At 62.0% G+C, this 12,257-nt stretch carries 10 protein-coding genes; 8 read left to right on the top strand and 2 right to left on the bottom strand.

The genetic code is table 11. The features are described from left to right. Window position 1 precedes the first annotated feature (1 nt). The 7 genes from GGQ66_RS11760 (at window position 2) to GGQ66_RS11730 (ending at window position 9,120) form a co-directional block, all read left to right on the top strand. Window positions 2-1,666 (top strand): ABC transporter ATP-binding protein, encoded by a 1,665-nt coding sequence (locus GGQ66_RS11760; RefSeq protein WP_183792681.1) that lies wholly within the window; start codon window positions 2-4, stop codon window positions 1,664-1,666. A gap of 53 nt (window positions 1,667-1,719) precedes the next feature. Then, on the top strand, window positions 1,720-3,072 hold the full coding sequence (locus GGQ66_RS11755; RefSeq protein ID WP_183792679.1) for an aspartate aminotransferase family protein: 1,353 nt from the start codon (window positions 1,720-1,722) through the stop codon (window positions 3,070-3,072). 191 nt (window positions 3,073-3,263) lie between these two features. Next, window positions 3,264-4,694, top strand: a complete 1,431-nt coding sequence (locus GGQ66_RS11750) for an amidase (protein WP_183792677.1) — start codon at window positions 3,264-3,266, stop codon at window positions 4,692-4,694. 69 nt (window positions 4,695-4,763) lie between these two features. Beyond that, window positions 4,764-5,813, top strand: a complete 1,050-nt coding sequence (locus GGQ66_RS11745; protein ID WP_183792675.1) for a phosphotransferase — start codon at window positions 4,764-4,766, stop codon at window positions 5,811-5,813. A gap of 31 nt (window positions 5,814-5,844) precedes the next feature. Further along, window positions 5,845-7,158, top strand: a complete 1,314-nt coding sequence (locus GGQ66_RS11740; RefSeq protein ID WP_183792766.1) for an aspartate aminotransferase family protein — start codon at window positions 5,845-5,847, stop codon at window positions 7,156-7,158. A gap of 46 nt (window positions 7,159-7,204) precedes the next feature. Next, window positions 7,205-7,942, top strand: coding sequence for a GntR family transcriptional regulator (locus GGQ66_RS11735; RefSeq protein WP_183792673.1), 738 nt, complete (start codon window positions 7,205-7,207; stop codon window positions 7,940-7,942). Window positions 7,943-8,067: 125 nt separating this feature from the next. Continuing rightward, window positions 8,068-9,120 (top strand): polysaccharide deacetylase family protein, encoded by a 1,053-nt coding sequence (locus tag GGQ66_RS11730; protein WP_183792671.1) that lies wholly within the window; start codon window positions 8,068-8,070, stop codon window positions 9,118-9,120. Here the strand turns inward: GGQ66_RS11730 and cysQ are convergent. Both cysQ and GGQ66_RS11720 read right to left on the bottom strand, forming a co-directional pair. Continuing rightward, the gene (cysQ, locus tag GGQ66_RS11725) at window positions 9,091-9,879 is read right to left on the bottom strand and encodes a 3'(2'),5'-bisphosphate nucleotidase CysQ (protein WP_183792764.1); all 789 of its coding nucleotides are present in this window, start codon (window positions 9,877-9,879) and stop codon (window positions 9,091-9,093) included. The two genes, GGQ66_RS11730 and cysQ, sit on opposite strands and share 30 nt — an antisense overlap. Window positions 9,880-9,980: 101 nt before the next feature. Beyond that, on the bottom strand, window positions 9,981-10,724 hold the full coding sequence (locus GGQ66_RS11720; protein WP_183792669.1) for a pyridoxamine 5'-phosphate oxidase family protein: 744 nt from the start codon (window positions 10,722-10,724) through the stop codon (window positions 9,981-9,983). A gap of 97 nt (window positions 10,725-10,821) precedes the next feature. Here GGQ66_RS11720 and pdxR point away from each other — a divergent pair, with 97 nt between their 5' ends. Continuing rightward, the gene (gene pdxR, locus GGQ66_RS11715) at window positions 10,822-12,252 is read left to right on the top strand and encodes a MocR-like pyridoxine biosynthesis transcription factor PdxR (protein ID WP_183792668.1); all 1,431 of its coding nucleotides are present in this window, start codon (window positions 10,822-10,824) and stop codon (window positions 12,250-12,252) included. Window positions 12,253-12,257: the final 5 nt, after the last annotated feature.

Below are 12,257 nucleotides of genomic sequence, written 5' to 3'. Positions count from 1 at the left end.
CATGACCGAAGAACCCCATCGTCCCGTCATCCGCCCGGAGCCCGTAGAGGGCCGTCCCGCGCCGGTGGTGCGCATCGAGCGCCTGTCCATTGCCCTGCCGGAAGGTGCCGACCGGCCCTTTGCGGTGGAGCGGGTGAATTTCAACCTGCGTCCCGGAGAACTGCTCTGTGTCGTCGGCGAAAGCGGCTCCGGAAAATCCATGTCGGCCAATGCGCTGATGGGGCTTCTGCCCGACACGGTGCGCGTTGCCGAAGGCCGCATCCTGCTGGAAGAGACCGATCTTTTGCGTGAACCCGCGGACAAGCTCTATGACGTCCGTGGCCGCCGCGTCGCCATGATCTTTCAGGAGCCGATGTCGGCGCTCAACCCGCTGATGAAGGTGTCCGCCCAGATCGAGGAAGTCTTTGAGGCCCATGGCCTCCTGACGCCGAAAGAGCGCAAGGACAAGGCGCTTCAGCTTTTGACCGAAGTCGGCCTGCCCGATCCGCCGCGCGCCGCCGACAGTTACCCGTTCCAGCTTTCGGGCGGACAGCGTCAGCGCGTTATGATCGCCATGGCGCTCGCGCTTGAACCGCAGGTGCTGATTGCCGACGAGCCGACGACCGCGCTCGACGTGACGACCCAGGCGCAAATCCTGAAACTCATCGCCCGGCTCCAGAAAGAGCGCAACATGGCCGTGATGTTCATCACCCATGATTTCGGCGTGGTCGCCGAGATTGCGGATTATGTCACCGTCATGCAGCTTGGTCGGATCGTGGAAAGTGGTCCGGCGGATGAGGTGCTCTATTCGCCCGAGCATCCTTATACGAAGAAACTCATCGCCGCGATCCCGAAGCTTCGGGCCGGGGCTGCGGAAAAGACCGCCAGCGCCCCCGTTTTGACCGTCGAGGATCTGACCAAGACCTATCACATGGGCGGCGGGTTTTTTAAGAGGCAGCGTGATGTGCATGCGGTGAAGGGCGTTTCCTTCACGCTGGGGCGCGGCGAAACACTTGGAATCGTCGGGGAAAGCGGCTCGGGCAAATCGTCCGTCGGACGCTGCCTCGTGCGTCTGCAGGACCCGACATCGGGTCGCGTGCTGCTCGGCGACAAGGATATGGCGCATCTGAAGGGTACGGAGTTGCGTGCCGTGCGTCGCCGCATCCAGATGATTTTTCAGGACCCGTTCTCCTCGCTCAATCCGCGCGAGAAGGTGGGCCGCATCATTGCCGACGGTCCTATTGCCTATGGTGAGGACCCGAAAAGGGCGCTTTCACGCGCTGCGGCGCTGATGGAAATGGTCGGGCTTGATCCCCGGGGCGTCAATCGTTTCCCGCACGAGTTTTCCGGCGGCCAGCGCCAGCGCATCGGCATTGCCCGCGCGCTGGCACTCGAACCGGAGATCATCGTTGCCGACGAGGCCGTTTCGGCGCTTGATGTATCCATTCAGGCGCAGGTTCTCGACCTGCTCGGCACGCTGAAAAAGGACCTGAACCTGTCGCTGATCTTCATCACCCACGATCTGCGCGTCGCCGCCCAGATCTGCGATCGGGTGATGGTGATGCAGAAGGGGGAAGTGGTCGAAATCGGCCCCGGTGCTGCCATTTTCGGCGCGCCCAAACACGCCTACACTCAAAGCCTGATCGATGCGATTCCCGGCCGGGAAAAAGAGGCCGCGATGGCCTGATCCCCGGCAAATCCGCCAATTCAAGATACGAAGATCCAACAACGGAGCCAACCATGACAATCGTTCCCAACTCCATCGAAGCGCGTGACATCGCCTACCAGCTTCACCCCAACGTCAATCTGCGCAAGTACGAGAAGACGGGCGGCCTGGTGATCGAATCCGGCGATGGCATCTACGTGACGGACACGTCGGGCAAGCGCTACATCGAGGGCATGGCCGGCCTGTGGTCGGTGGCGCTCGGCTTTGGTGAGAAGCGTCTCGCCGAAGTCGCCAAGGCGCAGATGGAAAAGCTGCCATACTACCACACTTTCTCTTACAAGACGCATGGCCCTTCCATCGATCTGGCTGAGATGCTGATCAAGATGGCGCCGGTGCCGATGTCGAAGGTGCACTTCACCTCGTCGGGTTCTGAAGCAAACGACCTTGCCTGCAAGATGGTGTGGTACCGTTCCAACGCGCTCGGCCTCAAGGACAAGAAGAAGATCATCGGTCGCGTGAAGGGCTATCACGGCGTCACCATCGCGTCGGCTTCGATCACCGGCCTGCCGCGCAACCATGAAAGCTTCGACTTGCCGCTGGATCGCATGATCCACACATCCTGCCCCTCCTATGTCCATTTCGGCCTTGAAGGCGAAAGCGAAACCGAATTCACGGCCCGTATCCTCAAGGATCTGGAAGACCTGATCCTGAAGGAAGGCCCGGAAACGATTGCCGCTTTCTGGGGCGAGCCGGTCATGGGCGCCGGTGGCGTTCTCACGCCGCCGGCCGGCTACTGGGAAGGCGTTCAGGAAATCCTCAACAAGTACGATATCCTGCTCGTTGCCGACGAAGTGATCTGCGGCTTTGGCCGAACCGGCAAGATGTTTGCCTGCGAAACCTTCAACATCAAGCCGGATGTTCTGGTTGTCTCCAAGCAGATCTCGTCTTCCTACATGCCGCTCTCGGCCATCATCGTGAACGACCGCTTCTACCAGCCGATCGCCGATGAATCGAACCGCATCGGCGTGTTCGGCCACGGCTTCACGGCTTCGGGTCATCCGGTCGCCACGGCTGTCGGCCTTGAAAACCTGAAGATCATTCAGGAGCGCGATCTCGTCGGCAATGCTGCCCGTCTGGAAGAGAAGTTCCTCGGCGGTCTCGCCAAGCTCGCGGAACATCCGCTGGCCCATTCCTCGCGCGGCGTCGGCCTCATCGGCGCTCTGGAAATGAAGCCGTGGGAAGGTGCCGCAGCAGGGGATGCCGCTGCAGCCCTTTCCGCCGCTTGCGAGGAAGAAGGTCTGATTTGCCGCAACGTGGCTGAGGCGCTCTGCTTCTGCCCGCCGCTGATCATCACGGCCGAGCAGATCGATGACATGTTCGCCTGCGTGGCCCGCGCGCTGGACAAGGTCGCCGCCGCCCGCGCCTGATTGCAACGGAACGGGTGAGGGGCGTCATGCGCCTCACCCACTCTTTTGGAAATCCCGTGGCGGCTGCCGTCACCGCGACCGCGCCCGTTCTTAGGCGGTGCCGGGCCGGATGATCGCGTTCGCCGCACGAAACAAGAGGAACGTGGCGACCGCGCCACTTTCCAGCCGATCATCCATAAAGGGGAATAATCATGAGCGGTTTCGAAAAGACCGATCTCGGCGAGATGAGCGCAGCGGAGCTTTCCGCGCTCTTCGCCTCCGGCAAGGCTTCTCCGGTCGAAGCGGCAAAAGCCTCGCTCGATCGGATCGAACGCTTCAATCGGGACGTCAATGCCTTTGCCTATGTCGTGCCGGATCTGGCGCTTGAGGCGGCAAGGGAATCCGAAGCCCGCTGGAAAAAGGGCGAGCCGCTTTCACCCATCGATGGCGCGCCGACGACGATCAAGGAACTAACCCCGGTGAAAGGTATTCCGTGGCGTCGCGGTTCCGCACTGGGCGCAACGACCCCTTCGGACAAGGAATTCCTCATCATGCAGCGCCTGCGTGGTGCTGGCGTGACGGTTATCGGCACCACGACCTCGCCGGAGTTCGGCTGGAAGGGCGTGACCCATGGGCCGGCTTTCGGCAATACACTGAACCCCTGGCGCACGGACCGTGCATCAGGTGGCTCCTCCGGCGGTGCCGCCGTTGCCGCGGCCCTCAATATGGGCGTCCTGCATGAGGGATCGGATGGCGCGGGTTCGATCCGCATTCCCTCGTCCTTCTCCGGCTGCTTCGGTATCAAGCCCACCTATGGCTGGATCCCGGCGGATACGCCGACCGCCCTGTTCGAGCTTGCCCATCGCGGCCCGCTGACACGTACGGTCGAGGATTCCGCGTTGTTCCTCAACGCCACGACCGGCCCGACGCCGCTCGCCATGTACGGCACCTGCCCGACGCCGGTGCCGGACTGGAAGGAAACGATCAAGAACGCGTCCGTCAAGGGCATGAAGATCGGCTACAGCCGCAATCTCGGTTATGCGGAAGTGCAGCCGGATGTGGCGGCAGCCGTGCAGCGCGCTGCCGAGCGTCTGGCCGACATGGGCGCTATCGTCGAGGAGGTCGATCCAGGTTTTGCCAACCCGCAGGATGCGCTGATCGCGCTCTGGTATGCGGCGGAAGCCAAGACGGTGATGCTGGCCAATCCAACGCCGGAACAGTTCGCGATGATGGATCCCGGTCTCGTGAAAATCTACGAGAAGGGCAAGACCTATTCGGCCACGGATTACGTTGCCGCCGAACAGGTGCGCGCAGATCTCAAGGTCTGCATGGCGCTGTTCCATGAAAAATACGACGCGCTGATGCTGCCGACCATGCCGGTGACGGCCATCGAAGCCGGTGTCGATTTCCCCGGCGGCATCGAGGGCAAGGACTGGTCCGACTGGTCGCCCTTTACCTATCCGTTCAATATGACCGGGCAGCCGGCGGTTTCCGTGCCCTGCGGTTTCGACAAGGGCGGTCTGCCGGTCGGTCTGCAATTCGTCGGCCCGCGCTACCGCGACGATATCGTGTTGAAGCTTGCCGCTGCCTATCAGGCCGCCTGGCCGGAGGAATTCCTGACCGCGCCGCGCAAGCCGGCCTGAGCAGAACCCAACAGAGCGCCCTTCCCGGTGAGCCGGGAAGGGGAACGAATTCAGACAAAGGACATATTCATGACGGCAGCGGCCACGACCGTTGGTGCGGAACTGAAGACCGAGGCGGTAATCGTCAGTGCGGACGAGGCTCAAACCATCGCGCGCGAGAAATACGGTCTCGACGGCAAGGCCGAGTGGCTATGGGGCGAAAAGGATTCGAACTATCGCCTGACGCTGGCGGATGGAACGGAGTATCTTCTCAAGATCCTGAACCCGGCGGAAAGCCAGGCCGTGACATCGATGCACAGCCAGGCGCTCATCCATGTCGAGACCCATGATCCGGAGATACCCGTCCAGCGCATCATCCGCACTGTCGATGGTGAGGCCGACTTCCGCATGGTCGATCGCGGCGGTCAGGAGCGCAGCGTGCGCATGGTCACTTTCGTCCCCGGCAAGTCGCAGAAAAGCGCGCCGCATTCAAAAGCCCAACGCCGCGCCGTCGGCATCTGGCTCGCCCGCATGCAGAGGGCGCTTGCCGATTTCACCCATGAGGCGGCGCATCACCGCATTACCTGGGACATGAAACATGCGGGCGGCATGCGTGGCCTTCTGCCGGCCTTCGGTGACCAGCCCATCCGGGCGCGGCTGGAAAAGGCCGTCGATGATTTCGATGCGCGGATCGTGCCGGCCATGGCAAGCCTTCCCGCGCAGGTCGTCCATAACGATTTCAACATGGAAAATATTCTGGTCGATCCGGATCATCCGGATGTCATCAGCGGGATCATCGACTTTGGCGACATGGTGCATGCGCCTGTTCTCTTCGACGTGGCCGTCGGCGCCGCCTACCAGATGGGCGAAGCGGACGATCCGGTGACAGCCGCCGTCGAGTTCCTTGAAGGTTACGCCACGCTGAAGAGCCTGTCCGATGACGAGATCGGCCTGCTTTATCCCGCCATCGTCATGCGCATGACGATGCGGCTTGCCATTCCCGAATGGCGGTGCAGCCTGTTTCCCGAGCAGCGGGACTTCCTGACGCGCAACAGCCCGACGGTCGAGCGGCAGTTCGCCCGTCTCGATGCCGCCGGCGAAGCCGAAGCTGCCCGCCGTTTTGCAGCCGTTTTCCGATAGGATAGAACCGATGACAAAGACCGCACCCGTGATGATCAACGGCTTCGATCCAGCGAAGCTCGCCAGCCTGCCCGAGCGTGAACGCCGGCTGATCGAGCGGCGGCAGGCGCTGCTGGGACCTTCCTACCGCCTGTTCTACGAGGAACCGGTTCATCCGGTGCGGGGCGAGGGCGTGTGGCTCTACGATGCCGAGGACAATGCCTATCTCGACGTCTACAACAACGTGCCTTCCGTCGGGCATTGCCATCCACACGTGGCGCAGGCCGTGGCGAAGCAGGCGCTGGTGCTCAATACCCACACGCGCTATCTCGATGAGAATATCCTGAACTATGCCGAGCGGCTTCTCGCCACTTTCCCGGAAGAGATCACCCGGGTGATGTTCACCTGTACGGGGTCGGAAGCGGTCGATCTGGCGCTGCGGGTCGCCCGCCACTATACGGGCGGCACCGGCATCATCATCACCGAAAACGCGTATCACGGCGTCACAGCCGCTGCGGTCGAAATCTCGCCCTCGCTTGGTCCCAACGTGCCGCTTGGACAGCACGTCTTTACCGTGCCGGCGCCCGATCCGGCAAATGCGAACGGCCGCGATGTCGGTGAGGTGCTGGCAGAGGAGGTGGAGAAGGCCATCGCCTTCATGATGCGCCATGGTATCAGGCCGGCTGCCTTCATCGCCGACAGCATTTTCTCGACAGATGGCATCTTCCCCGATCCCGCCGGCTTCCTGCAGAAGACCGTCGATGTGATGCACGCACACGGTGCGCTTTACATTGCCGATGAGGTGCAGCCCGGTTTCGGTCGCACCGGAACGCATATGTGGGGCTTTGAGCGTCACGGTATCGTTCCCGATATTGCGGTCATGGGCAAGCCGATGGGCAACGGTATTCCGATTGCGGCGGCCGTCATGAAGGCCGAGGTGCAGGACCGGTTCGGGCGCGATATCCGCTACTTCAACACGTTCGGCGCGAACCATGTGTCGATCGCGGCCGCATCCGCCGTTCTCGACGTGATCCGCGACGAAAAGCTCATGGAAAATGCCGCCGCAACAGGTCATCATATGCTGGAGGGAATGAAACGGCTCCAGCAACAGTTTGCCTGCGTTGGCGAAGCCCGTGGGGCGGGGCTGTTTCTAGGGCTCGAATTCGTCAAAAACCGCGAAAGCCGCGAGCCGGACGGGGCCCTGGCGCTCGCTGTTGTCAACGGATTGAGGCGCAAGCGGATACTGATTTCGGCTTCCAGCCCCTATGGGCATGTGCTGAAAATCCGCCCGCCGTTGCCATTTAAGCGCGAGCACGCGGATATTTTCCTGGAATCGCTCGCAGCGGTATTGACGGAGCTTGCCTGAAAAGGTCCAGCACGCTAGGGCCAATCAGGTTACGGGGAAGAGACGCATGCAATTTGAATTCAGGCCGATAGAAGCCGGGGATGGTCAACCGAAAGCCGCAAAGACCTATAGCGAGCTTCGCGATGCGATCATAACCATGAAATTGCAGCCGGGCGTGGCCCTGCAGGAGCGTGAAATCTGCGCCCAGCTTGCGATATCGCGCACCCCGATGCGCGAGGCCGTTCTCCGATTGGCGCAGGAGGGGCTTGTCAATGTCATCCCGAGCGGTGGCACATTCGTCAACAAGATCTCGGTGCGTGATGTCATCGAAGGTCAGATCGTGCGCGATGCGCTCGAACTCAGAATGGTGCGTCTGGCTGCGCGCAATTTTGACTCGACACATGAACGTGCCTTCGACCTCCTGATGTTCCGCCAGCAGGAGGCCGGGAAACGTCGGGATGCGGACGAAGCCTTCACCATCGACAACGAATTCCACCGGCAGATCTGTGCTGTTGCCGGTTTCCCCAATATCTGGCAGACGATTCACGCAGCCACCGGTCAGCTTGATCGATTACGCCGTCAGGCCTTTCCGAAGGAAGGCTTCTTCGATGAGGTGGTGGAAGAACATGCCGCCATCCAGAAGGCGCTTGCCGCGCATGACGAGGCCGAAGCCGTTCGCCTGATGAAAGCGCACCTCAACGGCATCGCTCAGGTGCTGCGCTTCGTCATGGCGTCCGATCCTGGCATTGTCTCGGATGAACAGGAACTTGCCCTTCTCGACGTGATGATTGCCGCAGGTGCATGAGAGCGCTCGAGCGCAAGCGTGGATACAAGCACCAATTGAACATCGGGCACGCAATCTTTGTGGTCCGTTAAGACTCTCACTGTACGACCGAAGGAATGTTTTTTGGTGCGTCTGGGCGGCGATCCATGTCCTATTGGGAATGCGTGAAAGCCAAGCTGAAGTACCCGCTCATCCGCGCGGGTCTTGAAGTTACGGCCCTTCCGGCGGTGCGCGCACTGTTTCCGGCTGCACGCGGTCGCGGATTGATCTGGACGCTGCATCATGTGCGCCCGGATGAGGGCAAGGCCTACACGCCGAACGCGTATCTTTCCGTCACAACGGAATTTCTGGCCAGCGCCATCGAGGAAAGCCTGGCAGCCGGGTTGACGCCGGTGCATCTCCATGACCTGCCGGCTCTGCTGGCCGATCCCAATGAAACGCGCCGCTTCGTTGCGTTCACGCTGGATGACGGTTACCGCAATAACCGGGAGTTCGCCGCGCCGATTTTCCGCCGTTATGGGGTTCCGTACACGATCTTCATCACGCCCGGATTCGTCGAACGCACGCGCTCGATGTGGTGGGAAACCGTCGAGGCGCTTGTTGCCAGCCGCGACAGTTTTCGTTTCGACTTCGGCGCAGGCGATGAATGGGTGCAATGTCGCAGCCATCCGGAAAAGGATCAGGCATTCGACCGACTCTCGGCCTTCATTCGCACGGTTGTCGAAGATGAGGCCGTCGAACGTCTGGATGCCTGCGCGCGCGCCTATGGCGTCGATCCGCTGGCCATTGTCGAGGACCTGACGATGGCGAGGGAGGAACTGGCCGCCTATGCCGCCGAAGATCCGCTCGTCCACTTCGGCGCGCACACCATGACCCATTCCAACCTCTGCCGACTGTCCGATGAGCGGTTGCGCTATGAGGTTGACGCTTCGGTTGAAACGGTTGCCGCTTATACTGGAAATCCGCCCCGGTCCTTTTCCTACCCTTACGGCTGGTCGTCGGCCTTCTGCGAGAGGGCTGAGCGGATGGTGGCCGAGGCCGGCATTCCTGTTGGTGTCACCACCCGGCCCGGCGTTCTGCAACCGGGCCTTCTCAAGCGTGTTACAAGCCTGCCGCGCGTTTCGCTCAACGGCTATTATCAGCAGCGGCGCTATGTCCGCGCGCTGATATCAGGCGTGCCCTTCCGGCTTTTGCACTGACGGGCATCCGCCGAAGGCAATGAAGGAAGGGTTTTCGAAGCCCGGTTTTCCATAGACAAGCGGCGCGCCTTGCGCATCCGTGACCTGACCGCCCGCTGCACGCAGAACGGCATCGCCCGCTGCCGTATCCCACTCCATCGTGCGCGAGAAGCGTGGATAGATATCTGCGCCGCCTTCGGCGATCAGACCGAATTTCAGCGAGGAGCCGACGACACGGCGCTCCGCGATCTTCTCCCGTTCCAGATAGGCGAGTGTCTCCGGTGAATTGTGCGAGCGGCTGATGAGCGCGACGGGTTCGGTGGAGCAAGGCCGAACCGCAATCGGCTGGCGGTCAGCTATCGTGAAGTCCGCCGCGATCGTGAGTTTTTCGACGCCACTTTTCGAGGCGCTGTAGGCCAGCTTGCAGACGGGCGCGTAAACGACACCGGCGACCGGGACGCCGCCTTCAATGAGTGCGATATTGACGGTGAAATCGCCGTTGCGGGCGATGAACTCTTTCGTGCCGTCGAGCGGGTCGACAAGAAAGAACGGCCCGGTGCCGATCTCCGGCACGCGCCCGGCCGCAACCGATTCCTCAGCAATTACGGGAATATCGGGAAAAGCCCGGGCGAGATGGTCGAGAATGATGATCTCGGCCTGCTGGTCAGCCTTTGTTACCGGAGAGCAATCGGCTTTCAGCATGACTTCCGCGCCTTCGGCATAGACCGTCAGAATGGCCTCACCGGCAGCCAGCGCGGCCTGTTCAAGAACTTCCATCATTTCCCGTGTCGCTCGCGTCGTCATCTGTCCCGTCCGTCCGTGGTGTCACCCCGGTTTAGGACGAGACAGGCCCGGCTGTCCATGCCGGTGACGGTAAGGTGTCAATTGCCCGAAAGCGGCGGGCCAGCTTCGTAGATCGCCTGCGTCTCCAGCAGGGCCTCATCGAGCGTGCGGCCCTTTGCATAATGGCGGAGGTTGTCGGGAACTGTGATGCCAGGGGCGAGGATCGGGCTGGGCTGCAAGGGGCCGATGACGGTTGAAACAGGAATGACCCCCGCCCAGACCGGGAAGGTCGCGTCATCCAGGTCGTCATCGCCGACGCCCTTGGCGCGAATCTTGACGGAAGCCTCCTCAATGGTCATGCCGATCACGGTCGTTGCCTTCACCTCCTGCTCATCGATGGGACGAAGCGTTGCGGCCCTGTCCGGCCAGAAGCGGTCGGTCACGGCGGCCAGCGCCCGCATCTTCTCCTCGGGATCATCCACGATGGCGGCGGTGCCGAAGCACATGGCCGAGCGATAGTTGGCGGAATGGTTGAAGCCGGAGCGGGCAAGCACCAGCCCATCCAGATGCGAGACGGTGACACAGACCGGTGCGCCCTTCTTCTCGTGCCGCAACATGCGGCTGGCGGAGGAGCCGTGCCAATAGAGCCGGTCGCCTTCGCGCCAGTGGATGGTTGGCGTGCAATAGGGTTGACCATCGATGACATAGGCGACGTGACAGAGCATGCCGGCATCGAGCACGGCATAGACCGTTGCGCGATCATATTGGCCGCGTTCATGGGACCGCTTGACCCGGTTGCGCGGCGTTACGGGGTAGGAAGTGGGTTCGGCGCCGTCACTCATTGTCAGTTCCTCTTGGTATTCTTGCGATGCCGACTTGTCGCGGCACCTCTCATGCGGCTATTCCTGCTTGTTAAAATTGGATTGGAAAAGAGCCAATATGGTCAAGAATGAAAAGACCAATTTGCCGGATTGGTCGGCGCTGATGCCGGTGCTGCCAGAGGCAGGTAACCGCGCCGGGGCGCTTTACGATGCGATCAGGCGGCTGATCGAGGCGGGATTGGCGCCACCGGGCACCAAACTGCCGCCAACCCGTGATCTGATGAAGCGCCTGCGGCTGTCGCGTGCGGCGGCAGTGATGGCCTATGAACGGTTGACGGCGGAAGGCTTTGCCGAAGCGCGCGTTGGTGCAGGCACCTTTGTCGCGGCCGCCGTGCCGCAGGTGCTGGAACGCCCGGCAGTACCGGTGACGCCGCCTGCGCCCGCAGCGCAAGCGCCGCTTGCACTCGGCGTTGCGACACCCGACCTGCGCACCTTCGATGTGTTTCGCCGTCTCATTGCGCGCGATCTCGCCCGTCCGCACGAAAGCTTCTTCCGTTATGGCGACCCGCGCGGCAGCCATGAATTGCGCGAGGCCGTGGCCGGTTATCTGCAAACGGCGCGCGGGGTTCGTTGCTCGCCGGAACAGATCGTTATCACGGCCGGCACCCAGCAGGGGCTCGACCTCGTGTTGCGGGCAACGCTGAAGCCGGGCGACGCCGTTCTGGTGGAAGATCCATGCTACCCTTCCGCGCTGGCGGCTGTGCGAGAGGCGGGCGGAAAACCGCGCCCTGTGCCGGTGGATCGGGAAGGTCTTGACCCCGCAGCGATCGATGATGCAGAGCCGGCGGCAAGGGCGGTCTGTGTCACGCCCTCGCACCAGTTTCCGCTTGGCGTTACCATGACCATGCGCCGGCGCCTGGCGCTGATCGAGTGGGCAAGGTCCAGCGGTGCCGTCATCATTGAGGACGATTACGACAGCGAGTTCCGTTATGCCGGGCCGCCGCTTGCGGCTTTGCAGGGCATGGATTCATCAGGCTCGGTCGCTTATCTAGGCACCTTCTCCAAGGTTCTCTTTCCTGGGCTTCGCACGGGTTATGCGGTTCTGCCGGAGCGGCTTTTGTCTCGGGTTCTGCAATTGCGCCGGCGCGCCGACCGCCAGCCGCCGGTGCTGGCCGAACGGGCACTGGCACGGCTGATTGCGGAGGGGCATTTCTCCGCCCACCTGAAGCGGGCGCGCCGCGCTGCCGAGCAGGCCCGCGACACACTGGTTGCGGCATTGAAGGCGCATTGCGGCGAGGCGATCTGCGTTACACCACCGGAACAGGGCCTGCATCTCGTTGCCCGCTTTGCCGCGTTCCCCGCATGTGATGTCGATGCCCTGGCTTTCGAACGACGGATTGCCGTTGAAACGGGACTTCGCCCGCTTTCGCCAATGTACATGGACCCGCCTCGGGATCAGGGCCTTGTTCTCGGCTTTTCCGGATTCACGCCGAGGCAGATGGATATGGCGGCCGGGGTGCTGGGCAGAAGCCTGACGGTGGCGATGTGATGAAA

The sequence above is a fragment of the Allorhizobium borbori genome, from assembly GCF_014196535.1.
GTDB classification, from domain to species: Bacteria; Pseudomonadota; Alphaproteobacteria; order Rhizobiales; family Rhizobiaceae; genus Ectorhizobium; species Ectorhizobium borbori.
Note: the sequence above shows the minus strand (reverse complement) of the source record. Positions and strands in the feature narration are given on the sequence as shown.

Bases quoted from the DNA above. Each gene is read 5' to 3' on its own strand.
- GGQ66_RS11760 (WP_183792681.1), top strand. From the start codon at position 2: ATGACCGAAGAACCCCATCGTCCCGTCATCCGCCCGGAGCCCGTAGAG.
- GGQ66_RS11755 (WP_183792679.1), top strand. From the start codon at position 1,720: ATGACAATCGTTCCCAACTCCATCGAAGCGCGTGACATCGCCTACCAG.
- GGQ66_RS11750 (WP_183792677.1), top strand. From the start codon at position 3,264: ATGAGCGGTTTCGAAAAGACCGATCTCGGCGAGATGAGCGCAGCGGAG.
- GGQ66_RS11745 (WP_183792675.1), top strand. From the start codon at position 4,764: ATGACGGCAGCGGCCACGACCGTTGGTGCGGAACTGAAGACCGAGGCG.
- GGQ66_RS11740 (WP_183792766.1), top strand. From the start codon at position 5,845: ATGATCAACGGCTTCGATCCAGCGAAGCTCGCCAGCCTGCCCGAGCGT.
- GGQ66_RS11735 (WP_183792673.1), top strand. From the start codon at position 7,205: ATGCAATTTGAATTCAGGCCGATAGAAGCCGGGGATGGTCAACCGAAA.
- GGQ66_RS11730 (WP_183792671.1), top strand. From the start codon at position 8,068: ATGTCCTATTGGGAATGCGTGAAAGCCAAGCTGAAGTACCCGCTCATC.
- cysQ (WP_183792764.1), bottom strand. From the start codon at position 9,879: ATGATGGAAGTTCTTGAACAGGCCGCGCTGGCTGCCGGTGAGGCCATT.
- GGQ66_RS11720 (WP_183792669.1), bottom strand. From the start codon at position 10,724: ATGAGTGACGGCGCCGAACCCACTTCCTACCCCGTAACGCCGCGCAAC.
- pdxR (WP_183792668.1), top strand. From the start codon at position 10,822: ATGGTCAAGAATGAAAAGACCAATTTGCCGGATTGGTCGGCGCTGATG.